This is a genomic window from Pararobbsia alpina, assembly GCF_902859895.1.
Lineage (GTDB): Bacteria > Pseudomonadota > Gammaproteobacteria > Burkholderiales > Burkholderiaceae > Pararobbsia > Pararobbsia alpina.
In genome coordinates this window covers 167965-186284 of record NZ_CADIKM010000007.1, presented here as the reverse complement: position 1 = coordinate 186284, position 18320 = coordinate 167965, and the positions used below count along the sequence as shown (strand labels likewise).

Here is an 18320-nt window from a genome sequence, read left to right as displayed (position 1 = left end):
CAATAATCCAGTCATGCCTTAGGTCAAATGAAAAAAAATCTGACCCAGGGCAAAAGTTAGGACTGCGCATACAGGCACGCCGGATCGAACGATACGAACTGCCTGAGCATGCGCAGTGAAACACGGGCGGTGAGCACGAACCACCCGCCCAATTCAGTAGCACGCCGACCCACCAAGGTGATCAGAATGGATGAATTACGGACCTTCGAGCTAGGAGCACCCCATGCCGCGCAAGCCTTGATACTTGCGCAAGACGCGACCCTCTGCGCTGTCAGCGGGGCGATCTGGCTGACCGTCGAAGGCGAAGCCGACGACGTTTGGCTCGAGCCGGGCGAGCACATCGACCTCAGAGCGGGCAAGCGTGTGTGGCTGTCCGCCGAGCGCGATCGCACGCGTTTCACGGTGCTCACGCAAGGCCATGTGACTGCTCCCGTCTGGCTGGTGGCGCTGGCGGCCGCGATCGGCAAGGCGATGTCGCGCACTACATCGCCGCTGCGTTCGTTCTGATTTCGGGCATTTTTGACCGATTCGCAATAAAACTTGTCCGATCAGGGTGGACAAGACACTTTATGCTGGGTGCGTATCAGAAAAGGCTTTCCGACCAACATTCCAATAAACCGGACGCATCCCGCAGCGAACCATGAACTCGACCGTCTCCAAACCGCTCGATCAGTCCTTCGAGGCCGCCTCCCCGCTCCCCGCCAAGAAGGAAGACATTGTTTTCGCGATCATCGGCGCGATCAGTTTCTCGCATCTGCTCAATGACATGATCCAGTCGCTGATCCTGGCGATCTACCCGCTGCTCAAGGACAACTTCGCCCTGAGTTTCGGCCAGATCGGACTGATCACGCTCACCTATCAGTTCACCGCTTCATTGCTCCAGCCGATAGTCGGCTACTACACCGACAAGTACCCGCAGACCTATGCACTGCCCGTCGGCATGGGGTTCACGCTGGGCGGCCTCGTGATGTTGGCATTCTCGCCGTCCTTCGGCTGGCTGCTCGTCGCCTCGGCGCTGGTCGGCTGCGGTTCTTCCGTGTTTCATCCGGAGTCGTCGCGGGTCGCACGCATGGCCTCGGGCGGCCGCCATGGCCTCGCCCAGTCGCTGTTCCAGGTCGGCGGCAACGCGGGCAGCTCGCTCGGGCCGCTGCTCGCCGCGCTGATCATCATGCGCCATGGCCAGCGCAGCATTGCATGGTTCGCGATCGCCGCACTGGTCGCGATCGTCGTGCTGATCGGCGTAAGCAACTGGTTCAAGGTCGCCCGCACGAAGGTCCAGCCACGGGTGCAGAGCGCGGGACACGCAGCGCTTTCGAACCGCCGGATCGCCCTCGCGATGGGTGTGCTGCTCGTGCTGATCTTCTCGAAGTATTTCTATCTCGCGAGCCTCAACTCGTACTACACGTTCTATCTGATCGACCGCTTTCACCTGCCTGTCGAGACGACCCAGTTCTATCTGTTCGCCTTCCTGTTCGCCATCGCGGTCGGGACGATCGTCGGCGGCCCGATCGGCGACCGCTTCGGACGCAAGTATGTGATCTGGGCTTCGATTCTCGGGGTCGCGCCGTTCACGCTGTTGCTGCCGTACGTGAACCTGTTCTGGACCGGCGTGCTGACCGTCGTGATCGGCCTGATCCTCGCCTCCGCGTTCTCGGCCATCATCGTCTATGCGCAGGAACTGATTCCGGGCAAGGTCGGAATGGTCGCGGGGATGTTCTTCGGCTTCGCCTTCGGTGTCGCCGGGATCGGCGCGGCCGTGCTGGGCCATGTCGCCGATTCCACGAGCATCGAGACGGTCTACAAGCTCTGTGGTTTCCTGCCGCTGCTCGGCATCTTCACAGTGTTCTTGCCGAACCTCGAAGGCGACCGGCCCCGCAAACTCGAGGCCGCCTGAGTTTCATCTCCGGTCACGGGCTTGCCGGCGCGAACTGCGAGCGCTGGAAGCCCGCCGCAATCGCGGGTGAGGACGGGGCGAGCACGAAGTCGGAGAAGGTCGTGCGCGCCGCATCCGACATCGATGTTGCGAATACCACGTCCTGCGACGCGAACATCTGATCGACCGTCAGGTACTGCTGAGCGCCCGCATCGGCGGAAAGCGGTGTACCGCCGATCACGATGTTGCGGCTGAGCAGGTTGTTCAGCGGCGCGCCCGGCATATTGGAAAGAATCACGGCGAGCAGCGGGTAGCGGGTCGAGTAAGGCGGCTGGTCGTAGTGGACCGCCGCGAGCTGCGTGCGAAAGATCCCGTTCGGATCATCTGACCACGCCTTCTGCCACGAAAGTCCGCGTGAGTCGACCAGGATCGCCGGCGACGAATTCGAGAACAGATTGTCCGACACGAGATTGTCGCGGCCCCCGCCGATGAATACAGCCTGGTTCACATGCGAGAACACATTGCGCTCGACGGTTGTCCCGCATATCTGGTCATCGAGGTAGACGCCCACCGTTGCGGTGGGCTGGGCCGCCGTGCCGATATCGTGGATGAAGTTGTCGGCAATCACCGTACCGCGCGCGCTCCAGTCGCGGCCCGTGTAGATCGCACCTGAGTCGGCCGTTTCCGTCACGACATCGTAGATCTCGTTGTTCGAGATGAGGTGATCGTTGCCCGAGTAGATGATCGCCGCATGCGGGCCGTTGTAGAGCGTGTTGCCCGAGATCGTGTCGCCGACGCCCGACAGACTGATCGCGGGACGGTAGGCACGCGTTCGCCGCGCATAGTTGCGAATCGTGCTGTTCGTCACGAAGCTGTTGCCCGCGACGAGCGTAGTGCGATTGCCGCCATAGATCGTCAGGCCGCCCTCCCCCGTGTTCTCGACTGTGACGTTGCTGAAGCCGCTGCTGCCTGCGTTCGACATCGCGCCTCGATCACCCATATTGCGAAACGCCACATGATCGACCGTAATCTTGCCTCCGCCGAGCAACTGCAGCCCGTCGCCACGCGCGGTATCGAAGGTCAGGTTCTGGATCGTCATGTTCAGCGCGTTGTTCACGACCAGCAGCGAGTCGACCACCGACGCGGTGACGTCACCGTCAGTCATGGCCGCGGGCGGCCAGATATAGACGCGCGCATTGGTGCGATCGACGTAGTACTCGCCGGGTTGATCGAGTTCCGACAAGGCGTTCTGGATAAAAAAGCGCTGGTTGACCGCCAGGCCGTATTCCGGCGCGGGCGCGGCGAGCGTGATGGTTCCCGACGCGTCGACTGATTGCACGGCCAGTGTCGTGTCGGCCCAGTCGCGGGCCCAGTACCCCATGGCCTCGAGATCGGGCTCGGTTTGCCATGCGGCCGTATGGCCGCCCACGACCGTGAAGCTCAGGCCGTTCGGACCGCCGGGCAAGCTCGCGATCGTCGCAAAGCCCGTATTCGGCCAGCGCGCGAGTGTCATCGGCTGGCCGCGAAAGAAGAGTTCGAGCGGTGCGGGGGTGATGGGGATATCCATGCCGTGGCGCTGGACCGTGCCGAGATTGGTGATGCCGTTCTGCTTGAGATCCGCGACCATCACACTACCGCGCGCACCGCTCGGCAGCCGCGCGACCGTCGCCGCATCCTTGACGGGCGAGAAGAAGTTGACGACATGACCTCCCGTGATGATCGCGCCGCCGCCGGCCGGACCCGAAATCGAGAGCGGCGTGGTGCTCCAGCTCGCATCGGGTGTCAGGGTCAGGGTCGAAGCGAGCTGGTAGACACCGGCTGCAAGCACGATGTCCAGGCTGTCGATATTCGTGCCCGCGCGTGCCTTGTTTGCATTGAGGACCGAGATCACATCGCGCAGGGCCAGATTGCCCGCGGCAAGATTGACCGAACCGGCAGGCTTCGATATTGCCGAACTTTCAGCGGCATTGGTCGCTGTGGCCGTCACATAGACGGTCAGCGCCTGGGACGGTGCACTCAGAAATGCGCCGCTCAGCGAGAACATGAAAACGGCGGTCGCACCGATCCTGCGCAACACCCGTGCACATAGGCGTCTGGCCCCGGGGCGCAGCACAGGAGTTCGTGAAACAGGGGGGCAAAGGACTCGCGCTCGAAGGACAGATTGATATGAACACGCTTTCGTTACATTTCTGAGAAGTACAGAGAACATGGTTCGATTCCGGAGCAATGTGATGACAGTCTTGAGACTGTCGGGACTGCTGCAACCGGGCCAGCTTACATGCCGGCCCCCATCTCGGGATATCAGACAACGACCTCCATGCAGGGTGATGAACGGATCGCCGGCGCGACGCTTCCCGGAACGTCGCGGCGGACAACACATCCGCATGATGGGTATGCGGTGTGACACACGACGGTCGATGCCGGCGTGCATGCGAACTGGCGATGTCCATCGGGTCACCCATTCGATGGCGGCGAGAGGTCGCTCGCACCGCGCGGGTAATCCCGCTCTATTCGCGCCCTGGCGGCGCAGCTTTAATAGAACTTGGCACCCTGCGCGACCGGTCCGGCGGTTCTGTCGCATTCGGGCGCCTTTCGATCAGCCGCGGCGGTATCGTCCGCCCGGTCCCCCGGGTAAACCCGGTCCGGAGAAGCCGCTGATGACGACCTACTGCAACTTCCATGCACGCTCAATCGCCGATCCCACCGAATTCTGGGGCACGGAAGCCGAACGGATTCACTGGCACACGCCGTTCACCCAGGTTCTCGATGATTCACGGCCGCCGTTTGCACGCTGGTTCATTGGCGGTACGACCAATCTTTGCTACAACGCAATCGACCGTCACCTGCCGGAGCGCGGCGCGCAGGAAGCCCTGATCTATATATCGACCGAAACCGGGGCTGAGCGCAGGTTTACCTATGCACAAATATTCGCGGAAGTGAATCGGATGGCCGCGACGATGCTTGCCATGGGCGTGCAGCGCGGCGACAGAGTATTGATCTATATGCCGATGATTCCCGAGGCCATGTTGGCGATGCTCGCGAGCGCACGCATCGGGGCGATTCATTCAGTCGTGTTCGGCGGCTTTGCGGCAGGCAACCTTGCCAGCCGGATCGATGACGCGCAGCCCGCCCTGATCGTGAGCGCGGATGCGGGGTCACGCGCCGGACGCGTGATCCCCTACAAACCTTTGCTCGACGAGGCGCTGCTCGAGACGCGCGCGCCGCAGCCGAAGGTGCTGCTCGTCGATCGCGGCCTGGCGCCCCTGCCGCTTTTCGAAGGCCGTGATGCACTCTATGCCGACGCCTCGGCACCCCACGGTGACACGATCGTGGCCTGCGCATGGCTTGAATCGAATGAAGCGTCCTACATCCTTTACACCTCGGGGACAACGGGTCGCCCAAAAGGCGTGCAACGCGATGTCGGCGGCTATGCAGTCGCGCTCGCGACTTCGATCGACTATCTGTTTGGCGGCAAGGCCGGCGACGTGATGTTCACGGCATCCGATATCGGCTGGGTCGTCGGTCACAGTTACATCGTCTATGCCCCACTGCTCGCGGGGATGACGACCGTGATGTACGAGGGCTTGCCCGTACGGCCTGACGGTGGAGTCTGGTGGCGAATGGTCGAGCGTCTGAAGATCAATCTGATGTTCACGGCCCCCACAGCGATTCGCGTGCTCAAGAAGCAGGACCCCGCGCTGATGCGCATGTCGGACCTCTCGAGCCTGCGTGCCCTGTTTCTCGCAGGCGAACCGCTCGACGAGCCGACCGCGCACTGGATCGAACGTGCGCTGGACAAACCCGTGGTCGACAACTATTGGCAAACGGAAACGGGCTGGCCGATGCTGACGTTGCCACGCGGGCTCGACGGTATCGATATCCCGCCGGCCAAGCTTGGCGCACCTGGCGTGCCGGTCTATGGATATCAGCTCAGCGTGTGTAACGAGCGCACCGGTGAACGGTGCGCGGCGGGACAAAAAGGGGTGATCGCACTCGACTACCCGCTACCGCCCGGATGCATGTCCACTATCTGGGGTGACGATGAACGTTATGTGAAGACCTATTGGTCGAACTTCCTGGGCCGGGTGGCCTATTCGACATTCGACTGGGGCGTGCAGGATGGTGACGGTTTCGTGACGATACTGGGGCGTACCGACGATGTGATCAATGTGGCCGGGCATCGGCTCGGCACGCGCGAGATCGAGGAAAGCCTCTCGCGCCATCCGGCAGTCGCGGAAGTGGCCGTGGTGGGCGTGAGGGACAGCCTCAAAGGCCAGGTCGCATTCGGCTTCGTCGTGCTGCGCGACCCGGCGAGAGCAGAGGAAGCGATGGATCGCCTCGCTCTCGAGGGGGAACTCATGCAGACCGTCGACCGGCAACTCGGCTCGGTCGCGCGACCCGCACGCGTGCTCTTCGTCGGCCTGCTGCCCAAGACACGGTCAGGCAAACTGCTCCGGCGCGCCATCGCCGCGCTCGCGGAAGGCCGCGAACCAGGCGATCTGACGACCATCGAAGACCCCGGGGCGCTTCACCAGATACGGGTTGCGCTGGGTTTGGCGAGTCCGACCTGAATCAGGCGTTGTAACCCATCCACGACGGACGGTCGCGCGAGGCGCGGCGGTCGAGGTCGCGTATGCGTGCTTCGAGGTCGTAGATGTCGACCGCTTCAGCCAGATAGGCTTCTTCGTATTCGCGCCGGCGTTGTTCGGCGCTCATGGTCAGTTGATTGATGATCTTCCACAATGCGTACATGGTCTTGCTCCTTGCTGGTGGTGCCAATTCGGGCACCGACGATGAACTTGCGGCTCCGGCGTCCCAGCCATCCGGGGCACCCTAGGCAGAACACCTAAGTGTTTTCCCTTATGTGTGCATTCTACGGGAAAACCCTTAATCAAGTCAGCAGGAAAATATTCGGAAAAGGCGTATTTCTCGCAGCGCAGCTTTAACCTATTGGGGACACGCCAGCGGATTCGCGCAGTCTCAAACCGCGAGAACCTGCTGCGCAAGTGGGTACCCTTCTGTCGTGATACGACGATGCAGGCGGAAAAAGTCGAAAATGAGGCGGCTCGATTCCGGCCCGTTCGAGACGTGGAACGGTATCGCGCCATCGCCGCCGCTCCAGGCGTGGCGAAGATGCTCGATCCGGCAGAGCCGTACGAGCGGCACATCGTCGAGCATCCAGTCGCGCCGGACCAATCCGGGCAGCGCGCTTTCACGCTCGGTGCCGTGCAGCAGCAGGCCCGACGCGTCGACGAACCGATTCAGCCGGACAAACTGCAAGGCGAGCTGCCCGGCATTGTCAGGCGATACGACATCGTCGGATTGGCCATGCACGATGATGGCCGGCATGCCCGGATGCGCGGCGAACTCCGGCACATCGGCTATCACGGCAAGCGGATCGTCGCGCGTGCCGCGGCGCATGGTCGCAAGCGCCGAGATCGCCGAATGGGCATCACCGAATACAGGGCCGGAATGAACCGCGACCGCAGCGAACACCTCGGGATAGCGCACGGCGAGCATCGTCGCCATGCCGCCACCGGCTGACATGCCAGCCACATAGACGCGCGAAGGATCGATGTTCTCGCGTGCGATCACGGCCTGGACAAGGGAGACGATGGCGCGCGCTTCCTGGTCGCCGGCACGTTCCGACCGGTCGTACCAGTGCCAGCAACGATGCGCGTGGGCGTGCCGCGACTGTTCGGGATAGAGCACCGCAAAACCATATTCGTCGGCAAGTGCATTCATCCGCGTGCCTTGCGCAAACTCTTCGCTCGTCTGCTTGCAGCCGTGCAGCATCACCACCAGCGGGCGCTTGCCGCCACCCCGCACGGGCGGCAGATACATTCCATACGCAAGATGGCTGACGAGGTCGCCGGGGGCGGGCGGAGCGGAATGGAATGAACGCGTCCAGTCGCCTTTGAGCCATGCATCACGCGCCGGACGAACCCTGGACTCGACTGCTCCACGGCCCGCGCCCGACTTGCGCATCCCCGTTGCCGCCGCGCGCGGCGACTGGGTCGCCGGGCCGGAGTCGGAAGCGGCCTTGGGGCGCACCGCCTTCCTGCGTGGCGGCTTGACTGGCGAGAGGCCCTCGGAGCGCAAGCCGAGCGGGTCGATTTTGGCGGCCTGGGCCTTGGCCTTGCCGACCTTGCTTGCCTTTGCGCTGGCCGATGCCGCCTTCGCCGCGTTCTGCTTTAGCGCGTTGCGTACCAACTTTGTCTGAATCTGAGCCAGCTTGGTCAGTCCGCGCAGCCAGGTCGAGGTGAAACGCTTGTTCATAAAGGTTCTCCGGGTGATTGCCGAGCGAGCACCAAGCGTCTTCCGCTTTGCTCGATTCATCGTCGGAACCGGCGGTTGTGCAATGCACCATAACACCTTTTCGGGTTTACCGCTTCTCACTAATGCGCATGTATTCAGTGCGACGAAATGAAGCACACGATGGAGCATTGCTAGTGCCAGCATCGCAAAAAATGGCGGTTTATACTGATCGCCTCGCGTGGCTTTTCCCGCGCCCCTTCTGACGGCACCCTGCCCGATTGATGATTTCGACGTCTTTTCTTTCCTCGTCCCTCTGGATCACGATTACCGGGTTCGGCGGTGTGGCGGTGACCGTTCCGGTCGCGCTGGCGATCGCGGCCTGGCTCGTGGCCGGCATGCGCATGCGCGCGGCCTTCGAGTGGCTGGTGCTGCTCGGCGCGGCGGGCGGGCTGATGCTGCTGACCAAGCTTGCCTTTCTGGGTTGGGGGTTGGGAATCCGCCCGCTGGATTTCACGGGCATCAGCGGACATGCCTTGATGTCGACGATGGTCTTTCCCGTCATGCTCAGCGTCATCCTGCTCGGGGCGCCGACCCTGGTAAGGCGCGCCGGCTTTGTCGCGGGACTCGCGCTCGGCATCATGATCGGTGCATCGCGCATGGCGGTGAAAGCCCACTCGATGTCTGAAATCGTCGCCGGCTGTGCGATCGGTGCTGTTGTCGCCTGCATTTTTGTGAGTCGGGTCGAAAACCACGGAGCGCCGGCCGACACGACCACGCCCCATCCACTACTGGTATCGCTGAGCCTGGTCGCATTGATCGGCGCACTGCACGGCTTGCATTTGCCCACGCAACGCTGGGTCACTTCGCTCGCACTCGATCTTTCGGGGCACGAGCGCCCCTTTATTCGCGCACGCTGGCATCGCGACGGACGCATCGCACCGAAACTCGTCGACAATCTCGGGTCCGTCCGGCCGGCCGCTCCGGATTCGTGATGTCGATCGCCTCAAGCCGGCTATTTTTTCTTCTTCCTGATCTTCTCTAGCTGTTCGGTACTGCCCGACACCGCGAACGCTTCTCGGGCGCTGAGATAACCGTTGGCGAAGGCCCGCACCAAGGGCGGCAGATTGAGCATCGACAAAAATTGCCGCGCGACGACGGCGTCGTTGGCCGCGCCCAGCGAATCCTGCAAAGCGCTCATGCGATCGGCCATACGTCGACGTGCTTTCCGATCGACAGCGGGCGCGAGGAATTCGACTGCGTATCTGAGGCGTTTGGCATGAATCCGCAGTTGATGCCGCTCTTCAGCGGATAGCTTGTCGAGATCCTTCACGCCCGCAAGGCGGCGGTAACGCTTGCGCAGCAGTTTGCGGCCGAACGGATTGAGCGGGCCCGCGTTCCGCACGCCCGCCGCAGCGGCAAGCACTGCGACTTGCCTCGCGGTCTGTGTCACGAGTTGCGCGTAGCGTGGGGTATGGAGAGCAGCGCGCAGCGCGTCGGCGACTTCTTCACGGCGGTTGATCACTTCGGCACGCGCGCATTCCCACGCGGCCGTCGAGGTAGTCTCTTCTGTCTCCCCTGTCTCCCCTATCGCGACGGTCTCCCCTGTCGCGGCTATGTCGCCCTGATCGCTGGCAGCGGCAGCCTGGGCAAGTGCCGGAAACGTACCTTCCGCGAGTACATCCCAGTCGCGCAGATTGCCGAGCAGGTGGCCGATCCATTTGATTTCGTGTTCGTCGGGCTGGATTTCCGCTTCACGTAGGGCGCTCTCGAGCACGCGATAGGCGGTGCGTATCCTTCTGAGTGCGATGCGCATCTGGTGCACGTATTCACTACCGCCTGTGTTGGCGACGCCCGGCGCATTCGCCAGCCACTGCTGGAATACGTTCTGCATCACGGCGCTCGCGACGACGGCGAGGGTGCGTCTGCTGCCGAAAGCAATCGTCCCCGCCTTGCTTGCAGGAGCGGCGGGCCTCAGCGCCTCGGTCAATATGTCGTGTTCGACCAGATGGAAGGCACCCTCATCGTTCAAGGACACAGCCAGGTCGAGCAGACGCACCGCCTGCCGCGCGAGCACCACGCGCTGCTCGGCGTCGGCGCCTGCGTCGACTCGGGGTCCTGCATCATCCGGGTTGTCGACGTCCGCCAGCTCCAGAGAGAGTCGCAGTTCGGCGAATGCGTGCTGATCGCCTCCACTACCCCTGTCACCCGCATAAGCGGCGTCACCCACATCGGCCCCGTCACCTACGTCACCTGCATCAACCACCTCAACCACATCACCTGCATAACCCGCATCACCCACATCACCCGCATCACCCACATCACCCACATCACCCACATCACCCACATCACCCACATCACCCACATCACCCACATCACCAACATCACCCACATCACCCACATCACCCACATCACCAACATCACCCACATCGCCCACATCACCAACATCACCAACATCGCCCACATCACCAACATCACCAACATCGCCCACATCACCAACATCGCCCACATCACCAACATCGCCCACATCACCCGCATCATTTGCATCATTTGCATCGTCCGCGTCACCCGCTACGCCCTTATCGGGGGCCAAGCCGGGGCCGCTGAAGTTGCCAACATCAAAACTCACCATCGCGGGTTCGCCGCCGAGATCCACACGCCACCAGTGACGCTCGAACGAGGCACGCAAGCACACATCGCCGCTTTGGCCCGCGAAATCCGGAGGCTGGCCGCCTTCCAAGGCCACGGGCTCCCATGACCGGACGCGCACGCCGGGCAATACCGCCAGATCGTGCACGGCAACGGCGAAACGCCGGGCTCCGGCTTCGAGCACCATGCACCGCCAGGCTGGATCGCAACTCGGGGGATCCGCGCAATGGCGAAGTTCGAGTTCCACGCGCGCGGTTTCACCATGTGCGCCTGCCAACTGCAGATTCTCGGCAAGGCGGCGTTTCAAATCGGCCACCAAGGCGCCGCCCGCACTTGGCGGGTTGGGCAAGAACACCAGTTCCAGAACACGCTGCATCGATCGGACTCCGGTTTTGCAAAGGAAGAATGCGACGCGAGCGGCCCAGATCTGGCCTCTTATGCCGTCTTCCGCATCGTGAAGTTCGAGCCTTGAACTTCGCGCCCTGAACCCTGCCTCGTCCCGTCCTGCCCTGGACCTCGAGCCTCCGAAGCGTGGCCAGCCCCCCCCCGGCCAATGCCCGTCCCAGGCCGATGCCCCAACATACAGGCTATACCGTCCGAGGCTGCCTGCCCACTCTACCCGGACGCCTATAAGGAAAACCCGCGCGGCGTGACGGCGTCACGAATGGGTCATATGGCGCTGGTATTCCTTTCGATTCGCACACGCGGCGTCATCTCCTTGGCGTCGAATCCCGTCTTTTTCGCCATTCATAGCGGCCTACCCCCGAAGGAGCCCCGTATGTCTGAGCTTTCCGTTTCTCAGTCGACTTCCCGCGCCGCGTTCAACCGAAAACTCAGCCTGGGCGCCTTCCTGTTGGCGCTCTTCGCCGGCGTAGCCTACGTCGGCAGCCATCTGGCCGACGATCTGCGCCCGGTCCAGCTCGGTTCGTCACTTCCCTATGTTTTGCTGGGCATTGCCCTGCTGATCGCGCTCGGCTTCGAATTCGTCAACGGCTTCCACGATACTGCCAACGCGGTGGCGACGGTGATCTACACGAATTCCCTCACGCCGAATCTTGCCGTGGTCTGGTCTGGCGCCTGGAACTTCATCGGCGTGCTTGTCTCGAGCGGCGCGGTCGCATTCGGGATCCTGCAATTGCTCCCCGTCGAGCTGATCCTGCGGGTCGGCAGCGAGCAGGGTTTCGCGATGGTCTTCGCTCTTCTGATCGCGGCGATCATCTGGAATCTGGGCACCTGGTACTTCGGCCTGCCCTCGTCGAGCTCGCATACCCTGATCGGGTCGGTCCTCGGCGTGGGCATCATGAACCAGATGACGGCGGTCAAGACGGGCACGAGCGGTGTCGACTGGAACCAGGCGCTTGGCGTCGGCAAGGCACTGCTGTTCTCGCCGATCATCGGCTTCGTGCTGTCCGCAGTGCTGCTGCTCGCGATGAAGGCGCTCGTGCGCAGCCCGGCGCTCTACACGGAGCCGAAAAAAGACGCGCCGCCTCCATTCTGGATTCGCTGCCTGCTGATCCTGACCTGCACCGGCGTCTCGTTTGCGCACGGCTCGAATGACGGACAGAAGGGCATGGGCCTCATCATGCTGATCCTGATCGGTACCGTGCCGACCGCTTTCGCACTGAACAAGGCCGTCGACGCAAGCCAGACGCAGACCTTCCTTGCCGTCACCCATACGGCCTCGGACACGCTTGCCAAGTACGCGCCCGGCGCCGTGCCGTCAAGCGATCCGCGCGGGGATGTCGAGAAGTACGTGCAGACGCATGAGCTCACGCCCGTCACGGTGCAGGCACTGCGCCAGCTGACCGATTCAATCGGCGCGAATGTCACGCAATCCGGTGCCGTCTCGACGATTCCACAAGGCAATGTCGGCAACGTCCGCAACGATATGTACGTCGCCTCGGAAGCGCTTCGGCTGATGGACAAGGCCAAGAACCCCGCCTTCTCGGCGCCTGACCGGGCCTCGCTCGCAAACTACCGCAAGCAGCTCGATCACTCGACCAAGTTCATCCCGACCTGGGTCAAGGTCGCGGTGGCCATCGCGCTGGGGCTCGGCACGATGGTCGGCTGGAAACGCATCGTCGTGACGGTCGGCGAGAAGATCGGCAAGACTCACCTGAACTATGGTCAGGGCGCGTCGGCCGAACTTGTCGCGATGTTGACGATCGGCGCGGCCGATGTGTACGGTCTGCCGGTCAGCACGACCCATGTGCTGTCCTCGGGCGTGGCGGGCACCATGGCCGCCAACGGCTCGGGGCTTCAATGGTCGACCGTACGCAGCCTCGGGCTCGCGTGGATCCTGACCCTGCCCGTGTCGATCATTCTCTCCGGGGGGCTGTTCTGGTTGTTCCGCCACTTGTTCTGACGATTGTTCCGACGGTTCGACACTCCTGAACGACGAGAGCGGTACCGGGTACAGGACTTGCTGAATGCTGCGTGGCGCGCGTCATCAAGCGCGTCGCATCGTTCGGAATGGCTTCCCGATATACCGCTCCATCGCCGGCCACCCGAAATGCGGGCGATGTAACCAGGAGACGCACATGACCGTTGGAACCATCCTGCTCATCATCCTCATCCTGCTGCTGATCGGCGCGCTGCCGACCTGGCCGCACAGCCGAACATGGGGATACCGGCCGATCGGCCTGCTTGGTATCGTCCTTATCGTCGTGATCATCCTTTTGCTGACCGGACGGATCTGACGACCGGTAGTTCGGCCGCCCCCGGTGCTCGGGGGCGGACTTCAAATGGGCAGCCCGCCCCCGCTGCCCGCGTTTTTCTCTCTCGAGTCTCCTTCTCTCCATCGGTTCCGTTCCTCCAACTGTCTGCCTGCTGCTGCCTTCTGCCTTACGCCCTCGCCCTCGCCCTTAGCCTTTCCATTGCTCACCCGCTTCGTCTTGCCGGCTACGCCAATAGCCGTGCGCTTTCCTTGCTGCCACGCTGCATGCCTCGTCCTGTCCCTCCCATCGCGGTGAGGCTTCCTGCCATGTGCACTGCGCATCGTTGGCCATTCGGACGAATACCGCGGGAGCAATGAAAAAGGTTCAATAAGCCCACGCCCCACCGAAGGAGCATTGAGGGATGAGTACATCAATGGACTTAACTTCCATTTCATCTAATTCTGTACTAGACTTTCTCCGTGGAAAACCATGGGAGAAGGTCATGGCACGAGTTCAACGTCCGGTCGAACAGATCAAACCCGTCCGCGCGGATGGCATCACCCAGGAGGCCGTGGCCGTCGCGGGTCTGCGGGCTTTCTTCAGGATCGCGCACGACTGGAAGCTGAGTGTGGACGAACAATTGGTCCTGCTCGGATCCCCAGGCCGCTCGACGATGTTCAAGTGGCGCGCCACCCCGGATTCGGCGCGCGTGCCGCGCGATACGCTCGAACGGTTGTCGTACATCGTCGGTATCTATAAATCCTTGCAGATCCTGTTGCCGCAGCACGAGGCCGCCGATAGCTGGGTCCGCAAGCCGAACGCCGCCCCCCTTGCGAACGGCGGCAGCGCGCTCGAGCGGATGCTCGGCGGCAACGTCAGCGATCTCGTGGCGGTACGTCAGTACCTGGACGCGGTACGGGGAGGATGGGCATGACCCAGGATATGAAGCGCGAGGCCAAAGGCATGCGCTGGACGCTCTGCGAGCTCGACTGGCAGCCTGCCTGGCGCGTGGTGCCCACGCGATTCCCGGCGATCAACCTGTTCGATCGCGTCGCGAATGCGGAGGACTTCGACGCACTCTACGCACTCGAGGCACTGACCAACGACCGAATGCGCAACGAACTCGGCGAGATCGATCTCGTGCCCGCCGGCGAACGGCTCTACGGTCCCGGCAGCGGCCCGATCATGGCCGCGCTGACCCATCCGAACCCGCTCGGCAGCCGATTCTCGAATGGTGCTTTCGGGGTGTTCTACTGCGCACGCGAGCAGCGCACGGCTATCGCGGAAACGCGCTTCCACGCGGCGCGCTTTCTCGCGGCAACACACGAAGCGCCGATGCGCCAGCAGATGCGCCTGTACCGTGTCGACGCGCAAGGACCGGCAGTCGACCTGCGCAACGCGGGCGCTCGCTACGCAACTGTGCTATCACCGGATACGTATGCCGCGAGCCAGGAACTCGCGAATGCGATACGCAAGGCGGGGCATGCGGCGATCGCGTATCCCTCGGTCCGCGACGAGGGGTTGGACTGCCTCGCCGCGTTCCGAACGACGCTGTTGCGCCGCTGTCTGCACGAGAGCTACCTCGAATACGGCTGGAACGGGAAAACAATCGACACCGTGTTCGAATTGAGACGGCTCGCCTGAGCGTCACACGACAGTCATAAGCAAAGTGTATGAACATCGCTAAAAACAATGAGAACGCGACGTGACCACCCATCTCACACCATCGAGCCTTACCCTACAGATTATTCTCGGGGATCAACTGCTTGCGCCGGTGTACCAGCCTATCGTCAATCTGGCGGAACACACAATCTATGGACATGAAAGCCTGATCCGCGGGCCGAAAGGCACGCCATACCATATGCCGGACATGCTGTTCGCGATGGCGCTCGCCGAAGACCGGCTCAACGAGCTCGAATTCGCCGCCGCCAACGCGGGCATCGCCGAATACCGGCGTGCGGGCGGCCGTGCCAAGCTGTTCGTCAACCTGAGCGCAACCTTTCTCGTGGAGCATTACTCGCGACATGGCGAGGGCCAGCTTCAGGCCCTGTTCGATCGGGCCGACATGCCGCTCGGCGACCTCGTGATCGAATTGACCGAGCACGATCGGGTGCATCACGTCGACGCCTTGCCGCGGATGGTCGAAGTCCTGCGCGCGCAGGGTGCGCAGATCGCGCTCGACGATTTCGGCGACGGCCGCTCGAGCTTGCGCCTCTGGTCGGAGTTGCGCCCCGACATCGTCAAGATCGACCGGTATTTCTCCCATGGCATCGACAAGCACGCGGCCAAGGTGCAGACCTTCAAGGCCATGCTGCATCTCGCCGAGACGTTCGGCACACGCCTGGTAGCAGAAGGAATCGAAACGCGCGAGGAACTCGAGATCATCCGCGACCTCGGTATCGGTTATGCGCAGGGTTACCTGCTCGGCCGTCCGCAGAGCGAGGCGACCAGCGTGATCGGCGGCGATGCGCAGGAAGTGCTGGCCAGCACCGACATCGTCGTCTACCCCGCGCTGCGCAAGGTCGCGCAGACACATTTCTCGGCTGAGAAGCTCGTCATCAGTGCGCCGGGCATCAATCCCAAGATGCGCAACGATGAACTGATCCGGATTTTTCACGACCGTCCGGAGTTGCATGCGCTCGCCGTGATCTTGCCGGAAGGCAAGCCACTCGGCCTGATCAACCGGCGCGACTTCATCGACCGCTACACCCACCCCTATCACAAGGAACTGTTCGGCAAGCGGCCTTGCACGGCCTTCATGGACCCGAACCCGATCGTCGTCGACAGGCATCAGACGCTCGAGCAACTGACCGAGATTCTTGTCTCGGGGGACCAGCGCTATCTGAATTCGGGTTTCGTCATCCCAGAGGGCGGGCGGTATCTCGGCCTCGGCACGGGTGAGCAGCTCGTCAAGGCCGTCACCGAAGTGCGCATCGAAGCGGCGCGGCACGCCAATTCGCTGACCTTTCTGCCCGGCAACATCCCGACCAGCGAGCACATTGCGCGGCTGCTGGCCGCCCGCATCGAATTCACCGCCTGTCATTGCGACCTCAATCATTTCAAGTCTTACAACGACCAGTACGGCTATTGGCGTGGCGATGAAATGATCCGGCTGACCGCGGGTGTGATCTCGGCGAATTGCGATGTGCGGCGCGATTTTGTCGGCCATGTGGGTGGCGACGACTTCGTCGTACTGTTCCAGAGCAGCGACTGGGATCGGCGCTGCGAGCAGATCGTCTCGACGTTCAACGAGCGCGCGCTCGGCATGTTCGACGAAACCGCGTTGAAAGCGGGCGGCATTGTCGCCGAGGATCGCAATGGACACTCTTCTTTCTTTCCGCTGACCACGCTGACGATCGGCGCGGTTCGGATCGTGCCGGACGCTTTCAGCCGGGCCGAAGATGTCGCATCGGCCGCGGCGCTTGCGAAGCGCCATGCGAAACAAGGTGGCGGTGGTCTCTGGCTGCTCGACGACGGCCGCACGACGCCGCTGCCAGTCTCGGCACCGTCCCAGGTGATGGCTGCGGTCGGTCCTTAGTCCTGTAGAGCCGTAGCTCTTTACACCCCGCCTTCAGGCCGGGGAGCTTGAGCTTGAGCTTGGGCCCGGGCGTAGGCTTGGGCGAGGTTTTGAGTCCTTGGTCCCTCCACCCCTCTTAGCGCGTGACGCCAAGCGGTCCGGACTCGTGCTCGGTTTCGCCGGGCCAGGGCCAGTTTGCCGCCCCTGCCATGGCCGCGTCGGCGGCCGACACGGAATGACTCGCGCCCGTCGCGGGCTCGACCATCGTCAGCCGCCCGGTCCGCGTGAAGACGCCGGTGTCGACAAACACCTGTGCCCCGATCCTCTGCACGCGCTCCACAGGCGTGTGGCCGCAATACGTCGGAGACAGTCCACGGTGTAGCGTGTCCGGCGAAGCCCGCGCGGTCCCGCCGATTAGTTGCCGCCCCCAAAGCATGCGCTCGCGCACATGCTCGCTGAAATACCCGGTACCGAGCGCGGCATCGTCGCCAAAGAACTCGGCATGCACGAGATTGAAGCCTTCACCCGGCGCTCCGACCATCAATGCAAGCGGCAATTCGCGCAGCCGCCCAGCATACGATGCGAGCAGCTCGAGCGGCAGCTTGCGTGCCCATTCGCCGCCGACCTTCGCCCACTGCTCGAAATCGAGCAGCCCGTCGGCGACCGCGATCAGCATGTCTTCGTGGTTGCCCCGCACCGCGTGAAACCACGGCCGATCGAGCAGGCCGAGGGCTTGCTCCGAATAGTCGCCGCGATCGACGAGATCACCGACCGAGAGCAGCCGGTCGTCACGCACATCGAACGCCACCTGCCACAACAGGTAGCGCAGCGCAGTCGTATGCCCATGCAGGTCGCCGAGCACAAAATCGCGCCCGCTGCGATTGGCCGGCAACCGCCTGACAGTCCGATACTGCACCGCTCTTTTCACTCTGGTTTCCTCGATGCCGCGACCTGTGTCGCGATGATTTTCGCGTGCGGATCGCGCCGTTTCCACACATAGGGCGGGCGCGCGTATCCATCCTTCATCCGACAGATGGTGGCCGAACCCAGGCATCAACACAAGCCGCACGAACGGGTTCGTCCATGCCATGTCACGTAGCGTGAGGTATCCATCTTCGGGTGACCAATCGGACCCGCTTCAGTGTGTGAACGCGCGATATCGAAATGGTGCTGCCGATTTCGCAAGAACCGCTTGATGGATGCCATCACATGCGAATATGTGCATGGATATCGCGGCCTCCTGGCCCGGCCGATTCCGCGCAGAACTCGGCACCAACAAAATGGCGCCGGCCGCATACGAAGCCAGGGGCTCGCCGGCCGGCATGCTTGACCCGCAAGCGAACCGTGCAACACGCCACAACCGGAAGAT

The 18320-nt window shown here is 62.7% G+C and carries 16 protein-coding genes; 11 read left to right on the top strand and 5 right to left on the bottom strand.

Annotated elements, in window-relative coordinates; genetic code table 11:
• Window positions 1-186 precede the first annotated feature (186 nt).
• Window positions 187-507, top strand: a complete 321-nt coding sequence (locus tag HV670_RS10645) for a DUF2917 domain-containing protein (protein WP_175104748.1) — start codon at window positions 187-189, stop codon at window positions 505-507.
• A gap of 133 nt (window positions 508-640) precedes the next feature.
• Window positions 641-1894: an MFS transporter gene (locus tag HV670_RS10640; protein ID WP_175104747.1), complete on the top strand. Its 1254-nt coding sequence runs from the start codon at window positions 641-643 to the stop codon at window positions 1892-1894.
• Window positions 1895-1907: 13 nt separating this feature from the next.
• Here the strand turns inward: HV670_RS10640 and HV670_RS10635 are convergent, their stop codons facing one another.
• Entirely contained in the window at window positions 1908-3917 is a 2010-nt protein-coding gene (locus tag HV670_RS10635) for a right-handed parallel beta-helix repeat-containing protein (RefSeq protein ID WP_175104746.1), read from the bottom strand.
• A 613-nt stretch (window positions 3918-4530) separates the two neighbouring features.
• On the opposite strand from HV670_RS10635, the gene HV670_RS10630 reads away from it, so the two are divergent.
• Window positions 4531-6444: a propionate--CoA ligase gene (locus tag HV670_RS10630; protein WP_175104745.1), complete on the top strand. Its 1914-nt coding sequence runs from the start codon at window positions 4531-4533 to the stop codon at window positions 6442-6444.
• Between the two features lies 1 nt (window position 6445).
• On the opposite strand, the gene HV670_RS10625 is transcribed toward HV670_RS10630, so the two are convergent.
• Both HV670_RS10625 and HV670_RS10620 read right to left on the bottom strand, forming a co-directional pair.
• Window positions 6446-6625, bottom strand: coding sequence for a DUF3563 family protein (locus tag HV670_RS10625; RefSeq protein ID WP_175104744.1), 180 nt, complete (start codon window positions 6623-6625; stop codon window positions 6446-6448).
• Window positions 6626-6853: 228 nt separating this feature from the next.
• The gene (locus tag HV670_RS10620) at window positions 6854-8152 is read right to left on the bottom strand and encodes an extracellular catalytic domain type 1 short-chain-length polyhydroxyalkanoate depolymerase (RefSeq protein WP_175104743.1); all 1299 of its coding nucleotides are present in this window, start codon (window positions 8150-8152) and stop codon (window positions 6854-6856) included.
• A gap of 260 nt (window positions 8153-8412) precedes the next feature.
• On the opposite strand from HV670_RS10620, the gene HV670_RS10615 reads away from it, so the two are divergent.
• Window positions 8413-9123 carry a phosphatase PAP2 family protein gene (locus HV670_RS10615; protein ID WP_175104742.1) on the top strand — a complete coding sequence of 237 codons (711 nt, stop codon included), beginning with the start codon at window positions 8413-8415 and terminating at the stop codon, window positions 9121-9123.
• A 20-nt stretch (window positions 9124-9143) separates the two neighbouring features.
• Here the strand turns inward: HV670_RS10615 and HV670_RS10610 are convergent, their stop codons facing one another.
• Window positions 9144-10160 (bottom strand): CHAD domain-containing protein, encoded by a 1017-nt coding sequence (locus tag HV670_RS10610; RefSeq protein WP_175104741.1) that lies wholly within the window; start codon window positions 10158-10160, stop codon window positions 9144-9146.
• Between HV670_RS10610 and HV670_RS10605 the strand changes: the two genes are divergently transcribed.
• The 7 genes from HV670_RS10605 to HV670_RS10575 all read left to right on the top strand — a co-directional run bounded on the left by HV670_RS10605 (window position 10137) and on the right by HV670_RS10575 (window position 16972).
• Window positions 10137-10886, top strand: a complete 750-nt coding sequence (locus tag HV670_RS10605) for a hypothetical protein (RefSeq protein ID WP_175104740.1) — start codon at window positions 10137-10139, stop codon at window positions 10884-10886. The genes HV670_RS10610 and HV670_RS10605 overlap by 24 nt on opposite strands.
• 117 nt (window positions 10887-11003) lie before the next feature.
• Window positions 11004-11249 carry a hypothetical protein gene (locus HV670_RS10600; RefSeq protein ID WP_175104739.1) on the top strand — a complete coding sequence of 82 codons (246 nt, stop codon included), beginning with the start codon at window positions 11004-11006 and terminating at the stop codon, window positions 11247-11249.
• A 306-nt stretch (window positions 11250-11555) separates the two neighbouring features.
• On the top strand, window positions 11556-13142 hold the full coding sequence (locus HV670_RS10595) for an inorganic phosphate transporter (protein WP_175104738.1): 1587 nt from the start codon (window positions 11556-11558) through the stop codon (window positions 13140-13142).
• 175 nt (window positions 13143-13317) lie between these two features.
• Complete coding sequence (locus HV670_RS10590) at window positions 13318-13476, top strand: DUF3309 family protein (RefSeq protein WP_175104737.1); 159 nt, start codon at window positions 13318-13320, stop codon at window positions 13474-13476.
• 460 nt (window positions 13477-13936) lie between these two features.
• Window positions 13937-14368 carry an MbcA/ParS/Xre antitoxin family protein gene (locus tag HV670_RS10585; protein ID WP_175104736.1) on the top strand — a complete coding sequence of 144 codons (432 nt, stop codon included), beginning with the start codon at window positions 13937-13939 and terminating at the stop codon, window positions 14366-14368.
• Window positions 14365-15078, top strand: a complete 714-nt coding sequence (locus tag HV670_RS10580; protein ID WP_175104735.1) for an RES family NAD+ phosphorylase — start codon at window positions 14365-14367, stop codon at window positions 15076-15078. The genes HV670_RS10585 and HV670_RS10580 overlap by 4 nt, the downstream gene beginning before the upstream one ends.
• A gap of 61 nt (window positions 15079-15139) precedes the next feature.
• A complete protein-coding gene (locus HV670_RS10575) occupies window positions 15140-16972 on the top strand; it encodes an EAL domain-containing protein (protein ID WP_175104734.1) in 1833 nt (610 codons plus the stop codon).
• 115 nt (window positions 16973-17087) lie between these two features.
• On the opposite strand, the gene HV670_RS10570 is transcribed toward HV670_RS10575, so the two are convergent.
• Entirely contained in the window at window positions 17088-17879 is a 792-nt protein-coding gene (locus tag HV670_RS10570) for a metallophosphoesterase (RefSeq protein ID WP_246257205.1), read from the bottom strand.
• Window positions 17880-18320 lie beyond the last annotated feature (441 nt).

What these genes read in the sequence shown, in the direction of transcription:
- HV670_RS10635 (WP_175104746.1), bottom strand. Translation starts at nt 3,917, where the DNA reads ATGTTCTCGCTGAGCGGCGCATTTCTGAGTGCACCGTCCCAGGCGCTG.
- HV670_RS10605 (WP_175104740.1), top strand. Translation starts at nt 10,137, where the DNA reads ATGGAAGGCACCCTCATCGTTCAAGGACACAGCCAGGTCGAGCAGACG.
- HV670_RS10585 (WP_175104736.1), top strand. Translation starts at nt 13,937, where the DNA reads ATGGCACGAGTTCAACGTCCGGTCGAACAGATCAAACCCGTCCGCGCG.
- HV670_RS10590 (WP_175104737.1), top strand. Translation starts at nt 13,318, where the DNA reads ATGACCGTTGGAACCATCCTGCTCATCATCCTCATCCTGCTGCTGATC.
- HV670_RS10620 (WP_175104743.1), bottom strand. Translation starts at nt 8,152, where the DNA reads ATGAACAAGCGTTTCACCTCGACCTGGCTGCGCGGACTGACCAAGCTG.
- HV670_RS10600 (WP_175104739.1), top strand. Translation starts at nt 11,004, where the DNA reads ATGGCGAAGTTCGAGTTCCACGCGCGCGGTTTCACCATGTGCGCCTGC.
- HV670_RS10580 (WP_175104735.1), top strand. Translation starts at nt 14,365, where the DNA reads ATGACCCAGGATATGAAGCGCGAGGCCAAAGGCATGCGCTGGACGCTC.
- HV670_RS10645 (WP_175104748.1), top strand. Translation starts at nt 187, where the DNA reads ATGGATGAATTACGGACCTTCGAGCTAGGAGCACCCCATGCCGCGCAA.
- HV670_RS10630 (WP_175104745.1), top strand. Translation starts at nt 4,531, where the DNA reads ATGACGACCTACTGCAACTTCCATGCACGCTCAATCGCCGATCCCACC.
- HV670_RS10615 (WP_175104742.1), top strand. Translation starts at nt 8,413, where the DNA reads ATGATTTCGACGTCTTTTCTTTCCTCGTCCCTCTGGATCACGATTACC.
- HV670_RS10625 (WP_175104744.1), bottom strand. Translation starts at nt 6,625, where the DNA reads ATGTACGCATTGTGGAAGATCATCAATCAACTGACCATGAGCGCCGAA.
- HV670_RS10595 (WP_175104738.1), top strand. Translation starts at nt 11,556, where the DNA reads ATGTCTGAGCTTTCCGTTTCTCAGTCGACTTCCCGCGCCGCGTTCAAC.
- HV670_RS10640 (WP_175104747.1), top strand. Translation starts at nt 641, where the DNA reads ATGAACTCGACCGTCTCCAAACCGCTCGATCAGTCCTTCGAGGCCGCC.